This window comes from Aquirufa nivalisilvae (genome assembly GCF_004307455.1).
In the GTDB taxonomy this organism is placed as follows: domain Bacteria; phylum Bacteroidota; class Bacteroidia; order Cytophagales; family Spirosomataceae; genus Aquirufa; species Aquirufa nivalisilvae.
The window spans coordinates 38,286-58,373 of sequence record NZ_SEWX01000004.1 but is presented as its reverse complement, the minus strand read 5'-3'; the positions used below and the strand labels follow the sequence as shown (position 1 = coordinate 58,373).

Here is a 20,088-nt window from a genome sequence, read left to right as displayed (position 1 = left end):
TATGGCTAAAATAGGAATTGTAGGAGCAGCAGGGTACACAGGAGGTGAATTATTGCGGATTTTAGTCAATCATCCGGATGTGGAATTGACTTGTATTCTTTCTAATTCACAAACAGGCAAGTTGGTTTCGGATGTGCATACCGATTTATTAGGTAGCACTTTTGCCAAGTTCACGGACACCTTAAAACCTGTGGATGTACTTTTTCTATGCTCTGGCCATGGGGAATCTAAAAAATTCTTGGAAGCCAATGATATTCCTTGGCATACCAAAATCATTGACTTAAGTACCGACTACCGGGATGAATCAGATGGATTTGTATATGGACTTCCTGAATTTCAAAAAGCCAAAATTCAAACTGCACAAAAAATAGCTAATCCAGGTTGTTTCGCTACTTCCATAGAATTAGCTCTATTGCCTTTGGCAGCAGCGGGAAAAATAATCGGGGAGGTGCACGTTTCTGCTATCACTGGTAGCACAGGAGCTGGCCAATCTCTATCAAACACAAGTCATTTTTCTTGGAGAAACAATAATATCAGTATTTATAAAGCTTTCACACATCAACACCTGGCAGAAATAGGTCAAACATTAGCCTTTGGAAAAAAGGCTCCTTTGATCCATTTCGTCCCTTATCGAGGTAATTTCTCTCGGGGAATCATGGCCAATGTATATACTCCATTTACAGGTACTCTAGAAGAGGCCTTGGAATTATACAATAATTACTATGAGTCCTCCCCCTTCGTCTTCGTCTCAAAAGCCAGCATTGATTTAAAACAAGTGGTTAATACCAATAAATGCTTGTTGCACTTAGAAATCCACCAAGGACAATTGTTGATAACTTCCATCATCGACAACCTTATTAAAGGAGCTTCTGGACAAGCTGTGCAAAACATGAATATCATGCTTGGTTGGAAAGAAGATGAAGGTCTACGATTAAAAGCCATCGGTTTTTAATCCAATCTTACCTAGATTTTCATTCAAAAAACACGCTTATCATGAAATTATTTGACGTATACCCACTTTATCCTATTGAACTTGTCAAAGCACAAGGTATCACTTTATGGGATAAAAAAGGTCAAGCATACACGGATTTATACGGAGGTCACGCGGTGATTTCCATTGGACACTCACATCCATATTATGTAGCTAAATTGACAGAACAATTACAGAACATTGGTTTTTATTCCAATTCTGTCATCATTCCTGGTCAAGAAGAATTAGCAGAAAAGTTAGGGAAATTATCTGGCTATCCAGATTATCAATTATTCTTAACTAATTCTGGCGCTGAATCCAATGAAAATGCATTGAAATTGGCTTCCTTTCATACAGGACGCAAAAAAGTAGTGGCTTTTAAAAATGCATTCCACGGTCGTACAGCTGGTGCAGTTGCCGTAACGGACAATCCAAACATTGTAGCACCTATCAATGACACTTCACATGTTAGCTTTTTACCGTTCAATCAAATTGAAGGCTTAGAGGAAGGTATTACGGAAGAAACTGCAGCTGTCATAGTAGAAGGAATTCAAGGTGTAGGGGGTATCCAAGTGGCTGGAACAGACTTTTTGAAAGCATTAAGAAAACGTTGTGATGAAACTGGTGCTCAATTAATATTGGATTCTGTTCAGTGTGGCTATGGCCGTTCTGGTAAATTTTTCTCCCACCAATATGCTGGCATTCAACCAGATATGATGACCACCGCTAAGGGCATGGGAAATGGTTTTCCTATGGGTGGCGTATTGATTGCCCCACATTTCAAGGCAAGTTACGGACTTTTAGGTACCACATTTGGAGGCAATCACATGGCCTGCGCTGCCGGAAATGCGGTTTTGGATGTCATCAAAGAGGAGAATCTAATTGAAAATGCAGCAAAAATCGGTCAATATTTGATGGATCAATTAAGCTTATTTGCTTCAGTAAAAGAAGTAAGAGGAAAAGGATTGATGATTGGCATTGAATTCGAACAAGCTGTAGGACCTATTCGCGATACTTTATTATTTGACCACCATATCTTCTGTGGCTACGCTGGAAAGCACACATTGCGTTTATTACCAAGTTTAGCTATTGACCAAAAGGTGGCAGATCAGTTTTTAGAAAGTTTGACCCAAGTCCTGAAAGCTTAAATTTCGGAGGCTCATTCTGATAAAGGTTTGCTTTTTCATTAGAAATGTGATTATTTTGCGTTTCTTTTGTGAACGGCTAAGGCTATAGAAAAAGACATTAAACAACATATTATACATTATCAATGGCATTAATTACAAAAATTAGAGAGAAATCGGGAATCGCGGCAGCAGCAATCGCCATCAGTTTAATTTTATTTCTCGTCGGTAGTGATATTTTCCAAGGAAGATCGTCTTTGTTTGGCTCTAATAACCAAGAAGTAGGTGTTATAGCAGGTGAAAGCATTTTATTACCTGAATTCCAAAAGAAGGTTGAAGAAGCTACGGCGAACTATACAGCACAAACAGGTAAAGGTCCTGGTGAACAAGAAGCTACCATGATCCGTGATCAAGTTTGGAATCAATACATTTTAGATATTGCTTACAAAAAAGAGTTTGATGCTTTAGGATTGAAAGTTTCTTCTGAAGAATTGATTGATATGGTGCAAGGAAATAACATCCACCCATCTGTTCGTCAGCAATTCACGAATCCTCAAACGGGTCAATTTGACAAGACTTTTGTGATTCAGTTTTTGAAAAACTTAAAAACAATGCCTGTACAGCAGCAACAAGGTTGGGCTAATTTTGAGAAGTCAATTGCTCAAGATCGTATTCGTGCTAAGTATGAAAACTTAATCCGTTTGTCGACTTACGTCAACACAGCAGAAGCTCAAAAAGAATATCAAGCTCAAAATTCTAAGTTTTCTGCACGTTTCTTATATGTGCCTTTCTTCTCCATTCCTGATTCTAGCATTAAAGTAAGTGATGCGCAATTGGAAGAATATTTGGCAAAACATAAAGATCGTTTTAAAGGAGTTAATTCTCGTTCTATCCAATATGCTACTTTCCCAGTAGTGCCAACAGCTCAGGATACTGTTGAATTTTACAACCAAATCAAGAAATTAGCGAAGGATTTAGCAGTAGCTCCAAACGATTCAGCCTTTGCTATGTTGAATTCGGATGTACGTACTCCTTATTTATTGGCTTACTCAGAAATACCAGAAGTTGTTAAATCTCAATTAGGTACTTTCCAAGTTGGGGGTATTTATGGACCATTTAAAAACGGTTTGACTTATTCCATTTACAAATACGGTGGAGTTAAAAAAGATAGCTTATTCACAGTTCGTGCAAGCCATATCTTAATCGCTCCAGCTAACAAATCTGATTCTGCTAAAGCACAAGCTAAACAAAGAGCAGAAAGCATCTTGACTCAAATCAAGGGTGGTGCAAGCTTTGAAACCTTGGCTCAATTGAACGGTATGGATGGTACTGCTCAAAATGGTGGCGACTTAGGTTATTTCAAGAACAATGGTTCTATGACGAAAGCCTTCGAAAAAGCTATTTTCGGATTTAATGGTGCAGGTTTAATGCCAGGGGTAGTTGAAACTGAATTTGGTTATCACATCGTGAAAATCACGGATGCCAAAACTAATACAGCTTACCGTTTAGCGGCGATCAATAAAACGATTGCTCCTTCACAAGCTACGTTAGATCGTGTTTATACACAAGCGGATGCATTTGCCAATGCCAATGGTACCTTAGGTGCTTTTGAAGCCGCATTGAAAAAGGATAAAAACATCATCATGATGCGTGCCGATCGTTTATTAGAAAACGCAACAAGCATCAACAATTTAACCAATGCGCGTGAAATTGTTCGTTGGGCGTTTGATGAAAGCACTTCTATTGGAGACGGTTCTAAAAAAGTATTTGAACAAGATAATCAATACATTGTGGCTTACTTAACTGGTAAGACGGATAAAGACAATGTCAAAGTGGATGATTACCGTGAAGGTATTACCAACTTAGTTCGTGCTGAATTGAAAGGTGAAAAAATCACGGCTAAATTAAACGCTATCAAAGGAAGCTTAGAGCAAATTGCTCAAAAATATGGTGCTGGTGCCTTAGTTGAAAATGTATCAGATGTTACTTTATCAACTGGTATGTTAAACACGGCTGGTCCTGATGCTGTTGCTTTGGGTAAAATTGCTGGTTTGAAAACTGGTAAGAGAAGCCAAGTATTCACGGGTGATAATGGTGTATTTATTGCAGAAAAAACAGCTGCTGTAGCAGCTCCTGCTTTAGCGGATTACACGACTTACAAATCTCAGATTCAATCCATGGGAATTCAACGTGCTTCTTACTACATCAATGAGGCCATTAAAGACAATGCGAAAATTGTAGATAAACGCTACAAATTCTATTAATCAAAATATCCTTTATCTTTGAAAAGCATTCTGCAAGGAATGCTTTTCTTGTTTGAAACGTATTAGATCCAAAATGAAACTGACAAAAAACGGCTTGTGGGTAATCTTAATAGGTGTGGGTATTTTACTCATCGTGCTAAGCCCGCAGCTACGTTTACGTTGGGATTTAAGCGAAGAAAAGAAGTTTACTTTGAGTGAATCTTCCACGCAGGTATTGCAGTCTTTGGATGGACCCATTTCCATCAAAGTGTATTTGGGTGGAAAAAACCTTCCGGGTGGCTTTAGAAGACTTGAAAAAGCTTTATTGGAACTACTTGATGATGTACGAGCACAAAGCCCACAGCGCATTGATATCGAGCAGATAGATGTGTATAAAACCTATCCCAAAGAAAAAGATCGACAAGCGCTTATCTTTTATTTGGATTCCTTAGGCATCCCGCCTACCAATGTGGTGAATCAGGAAGATGGACAACAAGTTCAGCAATTGATTTTTCCAGGAATTGTCATAGAGAAGTCGGACCGTCAGGCAGCCATTCTCTTATTGAAAGGCAATAAGCTAACTAGTCCCCAAGAAGTATTGAACCAGTCCATTGAGGGTTTGGAATATGAATTGATGCAAGGGATTAGGCAAGTTCAAGATAATCGAGAAAGAAAGAAAATCGGTTTCTTTTTAGATCACAGTAAAGTGCCTGCTATCAAGCAATTGGATTTGATTGCCCAACTAAAAAAGTCCTATGATTTATATCCCGTTGATTTATCGCAATCCCTCACTTTGGATGGACTTGATGCGATTTGTGTGATACAACCTTCCATCAAATTCTCTACGGAAGATCAATATAAGATAGATCAATTTTTAGTTCAGGGAGGCAAAGGGATTTTCTTCTTGGATGGAGTTCGAATTGATACATTAGAGAAACAGGGCTTGATCGTGACTCCTCAAGATTTAGGATTACAGAATTTATTATTTCAATATGGAGTTCGCTTAAATTCCAATTTGGTAAAAGATGCCCAAATGAGTGGAGCGATACCTTTGGCAGTAGGCAATTTTGGTAATCAGGCCAATTTAGAATTAATGCCATGGCCTGCATTCCCTTTATTGAATGGAAACCCTAATTCAGTCATTACGAAAAACCTAGATGCCATCTATGGGCATTTTGTTTCTAGTTTAGATACGATTCAAAGCGGTCAAAATCTAAAGAGAACTGCATTATTGAAAACAAGTCCTTATACGCAAGTTCAAAAAACACCTGCCACCCTACCCTTTTCGGCTTCAGGCAAAGAATTTGACCCAGCTAAATACCAAGGTGGATCACAGGTTATTGCGTATATGTTGGAAGGTAAATTCCAATCAGCCTTTACCAATCGAATTTTACCAACAGAGAAATTAGCTAAACCGTTTCAGGCTAAAACAGACCAACCTGGTACTTTAATCGTGGTGGCAGATGGGGACATTCCTTTGAATGGAATAGACCCCAGCACGAAGGCTCCATTGCCTTTGGGATTTGATACTTTTGCGAAACATACCTTTGCCAATAAAGACTTTATTTTGAATGCTTTTCATTACATATTGGATGATCAGCAAGCCTTATTGGCCAGAAATAAAAATGTTCGTTTACGACCATTGGATAAAGTGAAGGTGAAGGAAGAAAAAAGCTTTTGGCAAGGTATAAATTTGGCTATTCCAATCTCATTTGCGGGAATTGTCAGTCTTTTAGTCATACTGTACCGAAAGAAAAAATACAATGCTTGAAACCTTTGGTAGAATACCTAAATTATTTTAACTTCAAGGTTTGAATACACCTGCAGGTGTCTTTATCACAAATACTCTTAAAACCATCAAATACATGAAATTTCTTGTAGCTTCTAGTGTTCTTCTCAAACAAATCTCAGCCATTAATGGTGTTGTTGCGAGCAATCCAATCATTCCTATTTTAGAGAATATTTTAGTGGAATTGGAGGGCAATCAATTGACCTTAACAGCTTCAGATTTACAGACGGTGATGACCACAACGTTGGATGTAGAAGGTGCAGAAAATGGATCTATTGCTCTTCCAGCTCGATTATTGTTGGAAACACTTCGCAGTTTACCTGAGCAACCAGTGACTATTTCAGCTGATCAAGGCACTTTTGGTGCTGAAATTTCAACACAGAATGGTCGCTTTAAATTGAGCGGAGAAAATCCAATCGACTTTCCTCGCATTCCAGAAGTTGCTAAAAACCAATCCATTAGCCTTTCCTCATCTGTTTTAGGCGAAGCCATTGCTAATACCTTATTAGCGGTTTCGAATGATGATATGCGTCCTGCTATGACAGGTGTTTTGATTCAAATGATGGGTGATCATACAAATTTTGTGGCAACAGATGGACACCGGTTGGTACGTTACCGTAGAACAGACATCCGTCCAGAGGCACAAAGCAGCTTGATTTTACCAAAAAAAGCCTTGTCTTTGTTAAAATCTACCCTACCGATGGACGATACCACGGTGAAAGTAGAGTTTAGCCAATCGAATGCTTTCTTTACCTTCCAAAGCTTTTCTTTGATTTGTCGCATTATCGACGAGCGTTTTCCTGAATATGAAAATGCAATTCCTAAGGAGAACAATGAGATTTTGACGATCAACAGAATGGAGTTTTTGAGTTCGGTGAAACGTATCTCCATTTATTCTAATAAGACGACTCACCAGATACGTTTAAAACTTAATGCCAATAAATTAACGCTTTCAGCAGAAGATTTAGATTATTCGAATGAAGCCAATGAAGTATTAGCTTGTGAGTATGCAGGAAAAGATATGGAGATTGGATTTAATGCCAAATTGATTTCGGAGTTATTGGGCAATTTAAGTGCCAAATATGTGGACATTAAATTAAGCGAACCAAATAAGGCAGGTTTAATTATTCCTTCTGATCAGGATGAAAACGAAGATGTGTTGTTATTGGTGATGCCGGTGATGCTGAACTCGTATAACTAAGTTATAAGTGTTTAGGGATTAGTGATTAGATAATTTAAACAATACTATTTCGTTTAGAAATCAACATTTTAATCAAAAACAATGAAATCTATATTTTTAACAGGTCTATTATTTATTTCACTCACTTCTTTTGCCAAAACGGGAGAAGGAGATGGAATTGAGTTTTTTCATGGTTCCTTCAAGCAAGCATTAGCGAAGGCTAAGAAAGAGAATAAATTAATCTTTTTTGATGCGTATACTTCTTGGTGTGGCCCTTGCAAGGTGTTGAAAACCAAGGTATTTCCAGATAAGGAGTTAGGCGAATACATGAATGCCAAATTCATTTCCATTGGTGTGGATATGGAGGCGGGTGAAGGCCCACAATTGGCCAATATGTATCCTGTGGAAGGCTATCCTACTTTGATGTTTATGGATGCTTCTGGTAAAGTTAAAAAGAAGGTATTAGGATTACCTAGAGGTGGTGCGAAGGAGTTATTGACTGTGGCTAAAACGGTTAAATAGTCAACTCAACAAGATTTATTAATTGATATTTAAAAAATAAAAGGCCAAATTCTACATTGAATTCTGGCCTTTTATTTTTTACAATCACATTTTCTCACTTTAACTTTCTTTGGTCTTTCTTTTTTTCATAAAAAAAGAAAACCGAAGGTACTTGCTGAAATTAAAGTTTGATAGACCCTAAGGTAAATAGTCTGACATCTCAATCACCAAATAAGAACTTGATTAAGCATAGAATGCTAAGGTATTTCTTTTTTTTATAAAAAAAAGAAACAAAAAAATGGAATCAATACGGTTAATCCTAAGACGAATTCTGCTGCGCAGAACCGATGTCCACTACGCATACGGCTTTAATCTTTGACACTTAGCACTGCCTAACGCACGGGGTCAAAGATGCGCCTTCCGCTTCGCTCATGCTCCGTTTCCATCTTTCGTTGGATTAACCTTTTTAGTTGTTAGATATTAGGGTTTAGTTATTAGAATGAAAGGCTTCCACCATTTATAATTCATCATTTACAATTTCTTTCTTGCCGCTTCGCTGAAGCTTCGTTTCCATCAATCGTTGGCATTAACAGTTCAATGTAGAATTGAGAATGTAAAATTTTTAATAGAAAACACCGTCGTACAGCCCTGCGAAATGTGATGAACGCAGCGGTAGACGAGGTTTTGACCTCAGCATGGGCGATGTGCGTAGGCGTCAAAAATATAGGCGCTAGCGGAGTGAATCACGGTTCCGCGAAGCGGAATTCGCCTTGGCTGTACGACAAAAAAAGATTTTTTTGTTTCTTTTTTTGTCAAAAAAAGAAAACCAAAGGTACTTGCTGAAAAGTAAAGTTTGATAGACCCTAAGGTAAATAGTCTGACATCTCAATCACCAAATAAGAACTTGATTAAGCATAGAATGCTAAGGTATTTCTTTTTTTTATAAAAAAAAGAAACAAAAAAATGGAATCAATACGGTTAATCCTAAGACGAATTCTGCTGCGCAGAACCGATGTCCACTCCGCATACGGCTTTAATCTTTGACACTTAGCACTGCCTAACGCACGGGGTCAAAGATGCGCCTTCCGCTTCGCTCATGCTCCGTTTCCATCTTTCGTTGGATTAACCTTTTTAGTTGTTAGATATTAGGGTTTAGTTATTAGAATGAAAGACTCAACCATTTATAATTCATAATTCATCATTTATCATTTACAATTAATTAAATGATCCCCTTCTCCCCCGCCTCATTTTTCACATCACGAATCTCTACGGCTTTGGTGGATTTCTTCCGCATTTTGATGTTGATGAATTCTACAAATAGGGAGAAAGCAATAGCAAAATATAAATAGCCTTTCGGGATTTGACCGATGCTATTTCCCAAAATAACGAATTCCGAGTCGTGACTAGCCTCGGCAATGAGCATAAAACCGATCATGATGAGGAATGAAAGGCCTAAGACCTGCAAGGAAGGGTGTTGGTTCACGAAACGACCGACAGGGCCTGAGAAGCCCATCATGATAAAGATGGAAATAATCACTGCAGTAATCATAATGACAATTTCATTGGTTAAACCAATGGCGGTTAATACCGAGTCGATAGAAAAGACCAAATCAATCAGTGCGATTTGAGTGACAACTTGGGCAAACTTAGCTTTCACACTTTTAGGTTTCCCATCGGCATGATGTTCTTCTCCTTCCAGTTTTTGGAATATTTCATTGGTGGCTTTATATAAAAGAAAGAGGCCGCCGACGAACAGAATGAGGGCTTGACCTGTTGGTGCAACAGAAAGCCAATCAGAACTAAAGTGCCAGAAAGGTTTTTGTAAGGAGATTAAATAGGAAAGACCGAGTAACAGCATGACGCGGAAACCCATAGCCAGGATAAGTCCGAGGTTGCGTGCTTTGGCTTGTTGGTCTTCGGGTAATTTATGAGCGGTTAGTGAGATAAAGATGATATTGTCTATGCCTAATACCACTTCTAAAAAAGTCAGGGTTAATAGGCTAAGTAGTCCGTTGATAGAAAAAAGGTGATCCATGTTAAAAATTTTATGAATGCAAAGATGCTGGCTTTCTGCGAGATAGCCAACAATTAATAAAAGAGCTGAAAAATTTCTACATTTTTTTCTATACTGCACTTGCAAAAAGCCAAAAAAAGATGGATATTTGCAGACCAATTCAACGGAAAGGGTCTTATAGCTCAGCTGGTTCAGAGCACCTGCCTTACAAGCAGGGGGTCCTAGGTTCGAATCCTAGTGGGACCACACCCTTCAAAAACCTCATCTTTCGATGAGGTTTTTGTGTTTTAGGGGGTATTCACAGAATACATAGAATTCGAAATATATTATTCAAAAACAAAAGCTATTTCAAGGAAAATATTCCCCAATATTGCTAAATGAGTATCATCGAAAATGAACGAATTAGCATAAAAAATAAGGCTGTATCAAAAATAAACCAGTCGCCTCGAGAATCACAAACATAACTTTTAATCTCCATCAGCCACTACAATAAAAGGATGGATGTCCTTTAAAGATTGCCTCATTTCAAATTCAAAACCACCTTTCTAATTAGGCAAAACTACCAAATCAATCACGTTTACTATCGTAAAAAGCCTGAATACACGAGTTTTGCAATAATACCCAAAACTATAGTATTAAAAATTTGATATATATGCTTCTTTTTATACTATTGTGCACGTTTAATCAATTGCCTCAACATGAACGACTTACGATGATTTAGCTTTTTAAAAAACTTAGCGATATGGGACTTAAAATGAAACTTGAAAAATCGCTCTATCAAAAGAGTTATCTCTTCTTTGTTGTATTCTTTTTGTTTATGATTTGGGGCTTTTGGTTTACCTATTTTTCTAAAATGGGTGAGCAGTTAAATTACCGTTTACACTTCCATGGAATCACCTTAATTTTATGGTGCTTAATGCTGATTGTTCAGCCATGGCTAATCCGATTAAAAAAAGTTGCCATCCATAAAAAAATTGGGATCGTTTCTTATGTTCTCGTACCACTACTTTTGTTTTCTACCATCTACCTGTTAAAATACAGGTTATTGGGTATAAAACAAATGAGCCCATATTCTAACTTTGCTGTAGCACTTGTCCTTAATGCCTTACTTGTTTTTATCATATTATATGGCCTAGCCATCTATCATAAGAATAAAGGAACCATTCATGCCAGATACATGCTTTGCACAGTTTTCCCAATGATCCCACCCATCACCGACCGTATTATTGGCACTCATTTACCATCCTTATTGAAATACTTGCCTACCTTAGAAGGTTACCCATTAGTGCCCATTTATAGCTTTGCAATAGTCGATATTTTACTGCTTTTTTTATGTATCTGGGACTTTAGATCACATAAACGCTGGAACGTTTTCCCCTTTGTCCTGTTACTTTTAGTCGGATACCATCTTTCTGTTTTAAACTTTTATAAATTCACTTTTTGGATGGAATTCGGTGAATGGTTTTTAGCATTATAAGTTACTGTTTTAAGATTTAACACTAATTTTTAGGAGAAATCATGCAAAGAAGAACATTTATTAAAAACTCAACCTTATTTGCTGTGGCAATAAGTACGAATGGATTTATTCACTTTGACGGCAATCATTTTATAGGTGATTGTGAAACTACCAGCGATATACTGGGACCCTATTATCGACCCAACAGCCCCCTTCGAAACAACCTCAACATGAAAGGTCAGGGCGGAACTCCCATTGAATTGAGTGGTATTATCCGACATAAAGATTGCATAACTCCTTACAAAAAAGCGAAAATAGAATTGTGGCATTGTGACTCCCAGGGTGTTTATGATAATACATCTAGTGAGTACCGTTATCGAGGAACAAGCTATTCAGATGAACATGGGAAATATTCATTTAAGACTATTTTACCCGTGCCCTATGATGCAGGAGGTGGACATATAAGACCCGCACATTTTCATTTAATGATTACCGCAGAAGGTTATCAGCCATTGGTAACACAATTGTATTTCTCTGGCGATACCCATATCCCGAAGGATATGTACGCCTCCTCACCTGAGGCTAAAAACAGAATATTGGATACTGAAACCTTACAAGATGGAACCAAAAAAGTATTGTATCATGTAAGTATGTCCAAAACATTAACAGCTGAAGCGGCAGTTATTGACAAATTAACTGGTATTTATACCGATGAAAAAGACAAATCCAAAAAAATTGAACTCTTTCAAAAGAACAAATGCCTTTGGATGAAGAATGAAGTATTTGGAGAAAATTTTGAATACGTTGGCAATAATACTTTTGAATATCCATCGACGCCAAAAGGTATGTACGCAACACTTTACTTTGAAATAATGCCCAATGAATCTATAAAACTTACTTATACTTACATAGATGACGATTTATTGAAACACAGCTCGGTTTCCATCAAAGAATAGCTGCAAACTACGCGTTATGGGAAAATAAAAGAGCTCAACTTTGAATCCATTTAGATCCATAAGCAATTATAGTTTAAAACGTCGAATTTCAAATAACAGAAAGTTGCCAAGCCAAATTCAAATCCCCATTAAAGAATCTCTACTACCTTTCCAGTTTTCTTATCTACTGGCATAGGTGCATGATGTTGAATCAAGTAAGATTTTAACATTTGAGTGAGCTGAAGGCATTGTTCAGGTAACTTGCTTGCCAAATCGAACTGTTCCGCCATATCTTGTGAAAGATTATATAGTTCCTTTTGGCCAGTGCGTAAATCATAAACTAATTTATAATCCCCTCGACGAATTGCCGATTTATAATTGATACCAGGGCCGTCTTGCTCTATCCATTTGTTGGGATAATGCCAAACTAAAATCCTGTTTTCATTCTTTAAACTTGGGTTTTTCAAATAAGGAACCATGCTCTGACCATCCAATGTTTGGAAAGTTTTCACTCGCGACAATTTAGCCATTTCAAGAATCGTTGGAAACAAATCTTCTGCTATCATGTATTGATTAGCTACTTGGTTTACCTTGGCTACTCCTGGCCATTTGACCATCATAGGAATCCGAATTCCTCCTTCATAAACAGAGCCCTTCCCTGCCCTCAAGGGCAAGTTTTGCACATGCGCTTTCTTCCCTCTAGCTGGCGCTAAACTCAAACCTCCATTATCACTCATGAATAGAATAATCGTGTTCCCAGCTACTTTCTTTTCATCTAAGTAATTCATGATATCCCCCAAACTTTTATCAACCCCTTCTACCAAACTCGCATATTTTGCTTCTGCAGAATCCAAGCCGGCAGCTAAATACTTTTGGAAGAAACGGTCGTCCGACTGAATAGGAGTATGCACGCCATAATGGGCTAAATTTAAATAAAATGGCTGCTTGTTTTGTATTGGAGTATCTAAGGACTTTAATGCTTCCAAAGTTAAAGCCTCGGTTAAAAATATAGAAGACCCATGGTACTCTTCCAAATCAGGTACAGCTTGAAGACTAACTTTACCAGGCAAATTGCCATAATTGTCTTTCCCATAATAACTCTGTGGATGTCCAGCTGCATGACCAGAAATATTGACTTGAAAGCCTAAATTATAGGGGTTTGCTTGTGGAGTGCCCGCTGCCCCCCAATGAGCTTTACCAACATGAATGGTAAAATAACCCGCTTGCTTCAGCAATTGAGGGTAAGAAGTATACTCATTTGGACTCAAACCATTGATCTTCCATGGACTAGGACTAAATTGTTGATCATCTGCGTCACTATTTTTATCCTTTACAGGTGATGTCCAATTGGTCACCCCGTGATGTGCGGCATTCATGCCTGATAAAAAACTAGTTCGAGTAGGAGTGCAAACAGGTGTAGCATAAGCTTGGGAAAATTTCACTCCTTGCTTAGCCAATTTGGCCATATTAGGTGTATGATAATTAGGATTAAATGCATCTGTCCAACCCATATCATCTACAATAAAAGTGATGATGTTGGGTTTGGATGAATTTTGGGCTATTAGGTTAAAAGACACTAATACAAACCATAGTATGGGTACTATTTTTTTCATCCGGATAATAGAATAGGACAGAAAAAGTTTTGCTTAACCTTAAATAGGTTGAAACTTCCATTCAAGTGACATTTGAAATTTCACATGTTGAAATGTGAATACTTACGGTTTTACATGAACGACTTTGTCTCCCTTAAGTACAACTAAATCAGATTTTTTTGCTTTTTTATATGCAATTAAATCCTCTTTTACTTTGGACATACCCAACTCTATCTTCTCCATTATTAATGAAGCATTCTTTAACGAGTCTGATTTAGTTGCTGCCATTTTATAACATTTTTAATTTTACAAATTCCGCCTTGATCTTTAGATGCGATGTAATCAGGTTCTGAATCTGAATTATCATAGATTAACCATGCATCAACCAAGGGCAAATATATATGAAACAAATTTGTAATTCCTGCTTTATATCGTCTTTCTATTACATTTTCAGGTATATAATGTCCCCCTTCTTTTACTCGAATAACAACCCTCTCTTTTGCAAGATCAATTGAACGGAGCCAAAAAAACAATAGAAATACAATAAAGCCTTTGTTCTGAGCTTCTTTAATCAAATTCTGATATGATTTGGCAGCTAAAGTTGTCTCAAATGAAAAAGACTCTCCTTTCAACAATAACTCATCAATTCTTGCAAGCATAATTCTTCCCGACTCAAATGCTACTTTCTCTGGTTGAAATGGAGATAAACTCTTAGCAATTTCATCTGCATTTACGAACTCTTTACAATCTAAAATTTCAGGTAATATAGTATTGGAAGCTGTTGTCTTTCCAGCTCCATTACATCCTGCAATGATATATAAATATTTTTCTATCGATTCGAAAATACATAGCTTTTGGATCCTATCAACTCAAAAAACTGATAATTTATCCTAATACTTATGACATAAGGAATCATATTACCTTAAGCTAATTTAAAAATACAATTCCCTCCAATCTGTAATTACATTTCTTGTCATTTTATAGCCATAGCTTAACGGATTCCCTTAAAACAATATTTTCCGCTTCTAGTTTACCAACTAAACAAATTCTCTTGAGCAAAGCGCCCATCAATATCGTTTGGTTTAAACGTGATCTACGGTTTACTGACCATGAGCCACTTTACCATGCCTTGGAACAAGATATACCTGTACTATTGGTTTATTTTTTTGAACCTTCTTTGATCCAATATCCCGATAGTGATGTGCGACATTGGCGCTTTGTATATGAGTCTTTAACCGAAATGCAAGGTCGATTGGAGGATCGAAATGGAACTTTGTATATTTTTCATCAAGAGGTATTGCCCGTGTTGGTTGACTTAACAGAACATTATTCTATACAAAACATTTTTTCCCACGAAGAAATTGGAAACAATCTAAGCTACCAGCGAGATATAGCAGTCAAGGTATTTTGTGATTTACATGGAATTCAATGGAAAGAAACTCCAAGCAATGGAGTCATTCGGAAATTAAGTTCACGAAAGACTTGGCAAAAAAGATGGGAGCAAAGCATGAATCGGCCTCCATTTTTAGTTCGAGAGCACGATTGGAACTTAGTACATTTACCCATTCAACTATTTGACCAATTGAAAGGGGAAGAAATTCCAAAAGATTTTAAAACTCGAAATCAGAAATTTCAAGAAGGAGGCGAATATTGGGCTTGGAAATATTTGCAAAGCTTTGTACAAACCCGACATATCCATTACAGTAAATCCATCAGTAAACCAGAGGCCAGTCGGCGAGCCTGTAGCCGAATTTCTCCTTATTTGAGCTATGGAAACCTAAGTATGAGGATGGTATATACATTTACAAAACAACATTATTCTCAATCAAGTAATCGACGCTCCCTTCAAAATTTCATGTCCCGCCTCCATTGGCATTGTCATTTTATTCAAAAATTCGAAGATGAATGTCGAATGGAATTTGAAGCCATCAATTTGGCCTATCAATCTTTGGAAAAAAAGCGCGATGATGAACTCATAAAAGCTTGGGAGCAAGGACAAACGGGCATTCCTTTGGTAGATGCCTGCATGCGCTGTTTAGTGGAAACGGGCTATATCAATTTCCGAATGCGTGCTATGGTTGTTTCCTTCTTTGTATTTAACCTGTGGCAAGATTGGCGGGACTTAGCTCATTTTTTGGCTCGACAATTCCTCGACTATGAACCGGGCATCCATTATCCGCAGATTCAAATGCAAGCTGGCATTACAGGCGTTAATACCATTCGAATTTACAACCCAATAAAAAACTCCATGGAACATGATCCTGATGGAATATTCATCAAAAAATGGATCCCTGAGCTTCATCATGTTCCATCAAGTCTAGTTCATGAACCCTGGAAGATGAGTGAAATGGAACAGAAAATGTACCAAGTAAACATTGGGCAAGATTACCCATTCCCCATCATTGATGTAGAAAATTCACGCAAAACAGCCTCTGAACAAGTTTGGGCAATCAGAAAGACGAAAGTTGCAAAGCAGGAAGGAGCACGTATTATTCAAAAACATGTCAATAAAAAATAAGATGTAATAGTCTTAAGGCTTGCCTAATAGCAATAATAACCTCGCTTAAGAATAATTTTCATCAAAATTCCTACCTTGTGCAAAACCATTTGACCATGAAAAGAATCCTCACTCTGCTTTTACTTGGCTTCACTCCTTTTCTCCAAGCACAAAATTCAGGTACTGCTCCATATTTAAAACAAATACTCTCATATCCTTTGGGAGCTTCGGTGAATCCTCGATTATTGGAAGAAAACGCAAGTTATCGCGCATTAGCATCTAGTGAATTTACAAGTTTAACAGCTGAAAATCACATGAAGATGGCCCTCATTCATCCAGAGGTAAATCGATTTGATTTCACGAAAGGCGATGAGATTCTTGCTTTTGCTAAGAAAAATAAAAGTCGAATTCATGGACATACCTTAGTTTGGCATAATCAAACAGCCACTTGGATGAAAGAATTCCAAGGAGATCAGCTGGCTTGGGAAAATCTATTGAAAAACCATATTCAAACGATTGTCAAACATTATCAAGGTCAAATAGCTGGTTGGGATGTCGTGAATGAAGCTTTTTTGGACGATGGGAGTTTGCGACCAAGCCTTTGGGCTGATCATATACCTGATTACCTTGCTAAAAGCTTTACTTGGGCACATGAGGCAGACCCTAAGGCTTTACTTTTTTACAATGATTACGGGCAAGATGGAAAACCTAAAAAGATGGAGGCCATATTGAATATGGTTCAAGATTTCAAAAAACGTCAAATCCCCATTCATGGCTTAGGATTGCAAATGCATATTTCCATCCAATCCAAAAATGAAGAAATCAAGCAAGTGATAGAGCAGTCGACCGCTACTGGCTTACACATTCATTTTTCCGAAGTGGATGTAGCCGTAAACCCGAAAAACAATCCAGATTTTGTGCTTGATATCATTGTCCTGAAAGCCCAATCTGATAAATTTCAGTTATTGTTTACTTCGTTTGCCAACATTCCTGCAGGGCAACAGTACGGCATTACTTTTTGGAATGTGGGAGACAAGGATTCTTGGTTAAGAGGTTATTTCAAAAGACCCAAGGAATATCCCTTGCTTTTTGATGAAGCTTACCAGAAAAAACCTGCTTATGTAGATTTATATGAAAGGTTGAAAAAGAAATAATTCAAATCCTAGGAGCGTTAAATCTTGTATTTAGAAATCAAAAAAGGTGGGATATATTTTCATAATCCCACCTTTTTTGCAACTCTAGCATTTCGATAAATCTTTATTTTGGTCGAAAACAGCACCAAATATCCAATCTAAATCTAACTAAAAATTCCATTATCAGCCCCGACTCCGAAAGCACCTAAGGTATTTTCTTTCACTGATACCAATTCTACTTCAGGTTTAGCCCACACTTCTTTTACTTCCGTGAAGGAGATCAATTCTTTGTTTTCTTTCATTTTGATATGTTTTATGTTTATAATGTAAAAAAAATTGATTAGTAATCTTTAATTAGTAAAATAAAATATGTGATTTTAAAAAGTCCAGTGAAGCCTATTGCAAAAGATAGATTAAATAAGAGTTCATGAGACCAATTTTCTAAACAGAAATGCAATCAATAACTAAAGAAGTATTATCAATCACCCTTGTAATAACAACCTGACAAATATATTAGCATCAACAGGCTTTACCACATTTTATAATTATTGAACTTTATTTAAATCTTTCATGGAATCTAGCTAAATAAAAGAGCATCTGGGGTAGCACCATTCCCAGCTAAAGTACTCTCTTTAACACAAACCGTCTCCAACTCAGGCTTTGCCCAATTTTCTTTAGCTTCTACTTGAGAAGCGTTTTCTATCATTTTTTCCATTTTAACAGGTTTATATTTTATGTAAAATTAATCTACATGCTATTTTCTTGAAAAAAATTAAATAATGCAAATGTCGAAGTAAAATCAGGGGCTACATTCCCTCCCGATATTATTTCCTCATGACATAATTATTAGACATGAACTTTAGATTTTTCTCTTTGGTATGAGAACAAATAATTCAGCCATTGACACCTATTCGAATTTCAACAAAATCAATTAAAAACCTCTAAAAAAAAGAACAGATGAAAGCTGTCATATCTCTTTCATCTGTTCCATTCTTGCATATTAACCAAAAAATCTAGCTTCTTCTACTTAGACTCGTTAATTAATATAAATTCAACTAACCAGAATAGATTAGCTAAAAATACCAAAATCACTGGCACCTGGACCTCCTGCTAAAGTATTCTCTTTAACAGAAACTGTCTCTAACTCAGGTTTTGCCCAAATTTCTTTAGCTTCTACTTGAGAAGCGTTTTCTTTCATTTTTTCCATTTTAACAGGTTTATATTTTATGTAAAAATTATCAAACTGCTATTTTCTTAAAAAAAATTAAATAATGCAACTTATCGCTGTAAAATCAGAGGCTCCATTGCCTCCGGTTACTATTTCCCCCTCACATACCAACCAGGCATGAGCAGTAAGGCCTAAACTTAATTCTTTTCTTACTCCAAAATACAAATAGGTAGTTTGGCCTCGACTGCCCAACATCCATTTGGCCGTTAGAGCTTGTTCAAAGCATTTAGTCCTCCAAAATGAATATCGAGATGCTCGTTCAATAGCTTGATTTATAGGAATAAAGCGATCCAGAACTTGATTTGCCTTTACCCATTCTTGAGCTGAAAGCGGCTTACCAATCAGTTTCATCAAATATTCGAATGAAAGAATTAATATGGCCATTCTGGCAAATGCCAACCAAATCCAAGCTTCAACAAATAACCCAATTTCTTTCGACTTATACAGGATATTCATGCTGAATAATGGTTTCAATGGTCGATAATAATATTTCAGGATTACATACGGAAGGTCTATTTACCACTACCAATTTGGCATTTTTCAAAATAGCTACCAACATAGCGTAGTTCAATGCTCTCAGTGAATTACTGTGCAATAAATTTGGTCGATATGATTGTGCTATAAATTCTTTAAACGCTTCTCCTCCGTGTAATTCTTGATATTCTACTTGATCTACTTCTTTGATTTTCAACACTAGAATCAATTTGATAGGATATGGATTTTGATCAAATTGCTCGTGAAAAAAAAATCCAAATTTCTCATATCCTGGTTTTACTAAAAAATCTCTTTTTTCAAACATTTCACTTTGCAATTTTTCAATAGCATCATCCCATAATTTTATCATGGGGTATGATGCTCTAGCTTGAACTTCTTGGTTTTCCTCTTGCTTTAAAACGATTACATCATCACTAAAAATAGAATATCCAGATTTCAATAAACCCGAAACTGTCGTTGATTTTCCTGCACCAGAATCTCCTGATATAATAATCAATCCATTCTTCCATTTAATAGAAGAAGCATGCAAGGGTATACAATCTCTTTGATGCAATACAGCAGCCATGACTGTTGCCAACAAATAAATCCTGATGGTACGCGAATCTGCTAATGGATTAAAATCCACATCAATTATTTTCCCTTGATAGGCATAATATTTGGCAACATTGTCCACCTCCAAATAATATTCATCTTCATTTATTGCCTCTTTATTCTCTTCTATCAAAGGCTTTGATTTCAATTTATTAGAAACTTTTCGACTCGAAATCACCAAATCTGCCATATCGAATTCCGAATTTACAAATTCAGGGAATTCGATATCCGATTGAATTTTCAATCCAAAAGCCCAATAGTTAAATAACATATTCTTCATTTAAAATGAATAGATCAAATTGCACAATTTAGCTAAACAGAAATTAGTATTTATCTGATA

General features: G+C 36.8%; 19 protein-coding genes and 1 tRNA gene. 11 read left to right on the top strand and 9 right to left on the bottom strand.

Annotated features, from left to right (window positions below; genetic code table 11):
• Position 1: 1 nt before the first annotated feature.
• From argC to EWU22_RS06010, 6 genes are all read left to right on the top strand, one after another.
• Positions 2 to 952, top strand: coding sequence for an N-acetyl-gamma-glutamyl-phosphate reductase (gene argC, locus EWU22_RS06035; RefSeq protein WP_130924837.1), 951 nt, complete (start codon positions 2 to 4; stop codon positions 950 to 952).
• A 38-nt stretch (positions 953 to 990) separates the two neighbouring features.
• Positions 991 to 2,118 (top strand): aspartate aminotransferase family protein, encoded by a 1,128-nt coding sequence (locus EWU22_RS06030; protein ID WP_130924836.1) that lies wholly within the window; start codon positions 991 to 993, stop codon positions 2,116 to 2,118.
• A 122-nt stretch (positions 2,119 to 2,240) separates the two neighbouring features.
• Entirely contained in the window at positions 2,241 to 4,358 is a 2,118-nt protein-coding gene (locus EWU22_RS06025; protein ID WP_130924835.1) for a peptidylprolyl isomerase, read from the top strand.
• A gap of 73 nt (positions 4,359 to 4,431) precedes the next feature.
• Positions 4,432 to 6,108: a gliding motility-associated ABC transporter substrate-binding protein GldG gene (gene gldG / locus EWU22_RS06020; RefSeq protein WP_130924834.1), complete on the top strand. Its 1,677-nt coding sequence runs from the start codon at positions 4,432 to 4,434 to the stop codon at positions 6,106 to 6,108.
• Between the two features lie 94 nt (positions 6,109 to 6,202).
• On the top strand, positions 6,203 to 7,327 hold the full coding sequence (dnaN, locus tag EWU22_RS06015) for a DNA polymerase III subunit beta (RefSeq protein WP_109324974.1): 1,125 nt from the start codon (positions 6,203 to 6,205) through the stop codon (positions 7,325 to 7,327).
• An 81-nt stretch (positions 7,328 to 7,408) separates the two neighbouring features.
• Positions 7,409 to 7,828, top strand: a complete 420-nt coding sequence (locus tag EWU22_RS06010) for a thioredoxin family protein (RefSeq protein ID WP_109322431.1) — start codon at positions 7,409 to 7,411, stop codon at positions 7,826 to 7,828.
• A gap of 1,198 nt (positions 7,829 to 9,026) precedes the next feature.
• Here the strand turns inward: EWU22_RS06010 and EWU22_RS06005 are convergent.
• Positions 9,027 to 9,842, bottom strand: coding sequence for a TerC family protein (locus EWU22_RS06005; protein ID WP_109322430.1), 816 nt, complete (start codon positions 9,840 to 9,842; stop codon positions 9,027 to 9,029).
• 150 nt (positions 9,843 to 9,992) lie between these two features.
• Here EWU22_RS06005 and EWU22_RS06000 point away from each other — a divergent pair.
• From EWU22_RS06000 to EWU22_RS05990, 3 genes are all read left to right on the top strand, one after another.
• Positions 9,993 to 10,067 (top strand) — tRNA-Val (locus EWU22_RS06000).
• Between the two features lie 496 nt (positions 10,068 to 10,563).
• Positions 10,564 to 11,298 (top strand): hypothetical protein, encoded by a 735-nt coding sequence (locus tag EWU22_RS05995; protein WP_130924833.1) that lies wholly within the window; start codon positions 10,564 to 10,566, stop codon positions 11,296 to 11,298.
• 41 nt (positions 11,299 to 11,339) lie between these two features.
• Positions 11,340 to 12,233, top strand: coding sequence for a dioxygenase family protein (locus EWU22_RS05990; protein ID WP_130924832.1), 894 nt, complete (start codon positions 11,340 to 11,342; stop codon positions 12,231 to 12,233).
• A gap of 128 nt (positions 12,234 to 12,361) precedes the next feature.
• On the opposite strand, the gene EWU22_RS05985 is transcribed toward EWU22_RS05990, so the two are convergent.
• The 3 genes from EWU22_RS05985 to EWU22_RS05980 all read right to left on the bottom strand — a co-directional run bounded on the left by EWU22_RS05985 (position 12,362) and on the right by EWU22_RS05980 (position 14,616).
• Positions 12,362 to 13,825, bottom strand: coding sequence for a sulfatase (locus EWU22_RS05985; RefSeq protein ID WP_130924831.1), 1,464 nt, complete (start codon positions 13,823 to 13,825; stop codon positions 12,362 to 12,364).
• A 102-nt stretch (positions 13,826 to 13,927) separates the two neighbouring features.
• On the bottom strand, positions 13,928 to 14,092 hold the full coding sequence (locus EWU22_RS13475; RefSeq protein WP_231962778.1) for a hypothetical protein: 165 nt from the start codon (positions 14,090 to 14,092) through the stop codon (positions 13,928 to 13,930).
• On the bottom strand, positions 14,065 to 14,616 hold the full coding sequence (locus EWU22_RS05980) for a zeta toxin family protein (protein WP_231962796.1): 552 nt from the start codon (positions 14,614 to 14,616) through the stop codon (positions 14,065 to 14,067). Before EWU22_RS05980 ends, EWU22_RS13475 begins: the two co-directional genes overlap by 28 nt.
• A gap of 239 nt (positions 14,617 to 14,855) precedes the next feature.
• Here EWU22_RS05980 and EWU22_RS05975 point away from each other — a divergent pair, with 239 nt between their 5' ends.
• Positions 14,856 to 16,322: a cryptochrome/deoxyribodipyrimidine photo-lyase family protein gene (locus EWU22_RS05975; RefSeq protein ID WP_130924829.1), complete on the top strand. Its 1,467-nt coding sequence runs from the start codon at positions 14,856 to 14,858 to the stop codon at positions 16,320 to 16,322.
• 95 nt (positions 16,323 to 16,417) lie between these two features.
• Positions 16,418 to 17,455 carry an endo-1,4-beta-xylanase gene (locus EWU22_RS05970; protein ID WP_130924828.1) on the top strand — a complete coding sequence of 346 codons (1,038 nt, stop codon included), beginning with the start codon at positions 16,418 to 16,420 and terminating at the stop codon, positions 17,453 to 17,455.
• A gap of 143 nt (positions 17,456 to 17,598) precedes the next feature.
• On the opposite strand, the gene EWU22_RS13230 is transcribed toward EWU22_RS05970, so the two are convergent.
• The 5 genes from EWU22_RS13230 to EWU22_RS05960 all read right to left on the bottom strand — a co-directional run bounded on the left by EWU22_RS13230 (position 17,599) and on the right by EWU22_RS05960 (position 20,019).
• On the bottom strand, positions 17,599 to 17,736 hold the full coding sequence (locus tag EWU22_RS13230; protein ID WP_161566803.1) for a hypothetical protein: 138 nt from the start codon (positions 17,734 to 17,736) through the stop codon (positions 17,599 to 17,601).
• A 275-nt stretch (positions 17,737 to 18,011) separates the two neighbouring features.
• A complete protein-coding gene (locus EWU22_RS13225) occupies positions 18,012 to 18,149 on the bottom strand; it encodes a hypothetical protein (protein ID WP_161566802.1) in 138 nt (45 codons plus the stop codon).
• A gap of 354 nt (positions 18,150 to 18,503) precedes the next feature.
• Positions 18,504 to 18,641 carry a hypothetical protein gene (locus EWU22_RS13220; RefSeq protein ID WP_161566801.1) on the bottom strand — a complete coding sequence of 46 codons (138 nt, stop codon included), beginning with the start codon at positions 18,639 to 18,641 and terminating at the stop codon, positions 18,504 to 18,506.
• Between the two features lie 57 nt (positions 18,642 to 18,698).
• Positions 18,699 to 19,118: a lasso peptide biosynthesis B2 protein gene (locus tag EWU22_RS05965; RefSeq protein ID WP_130924827.1), complete on the bottom strand. Its 420-nt coding sequence runs from the start codon at positions 19,116 to 19,118 to the stop codon at positions 18,699 to 18,701.
• Positions 19,102 to 20,019 (bottom strand): phosphoenolpyruvate carboxykinase (ATP), encoded by a 918-nt coding sequence (locus EWU22_RS05960; RefSeq protein WP_130924826.1) that lies wholly within the window; start codon positions 20,017 to 20,019, stop codon positions 19,102 to 19,104. Before EWU22_RS05960 ends, EWU22_RS05965 begins: the two co-directional genes overlap by 17 nt.
• Between the last annotated feature and the right edge of the window lie 69 nt (positions 20,020 to 20,088).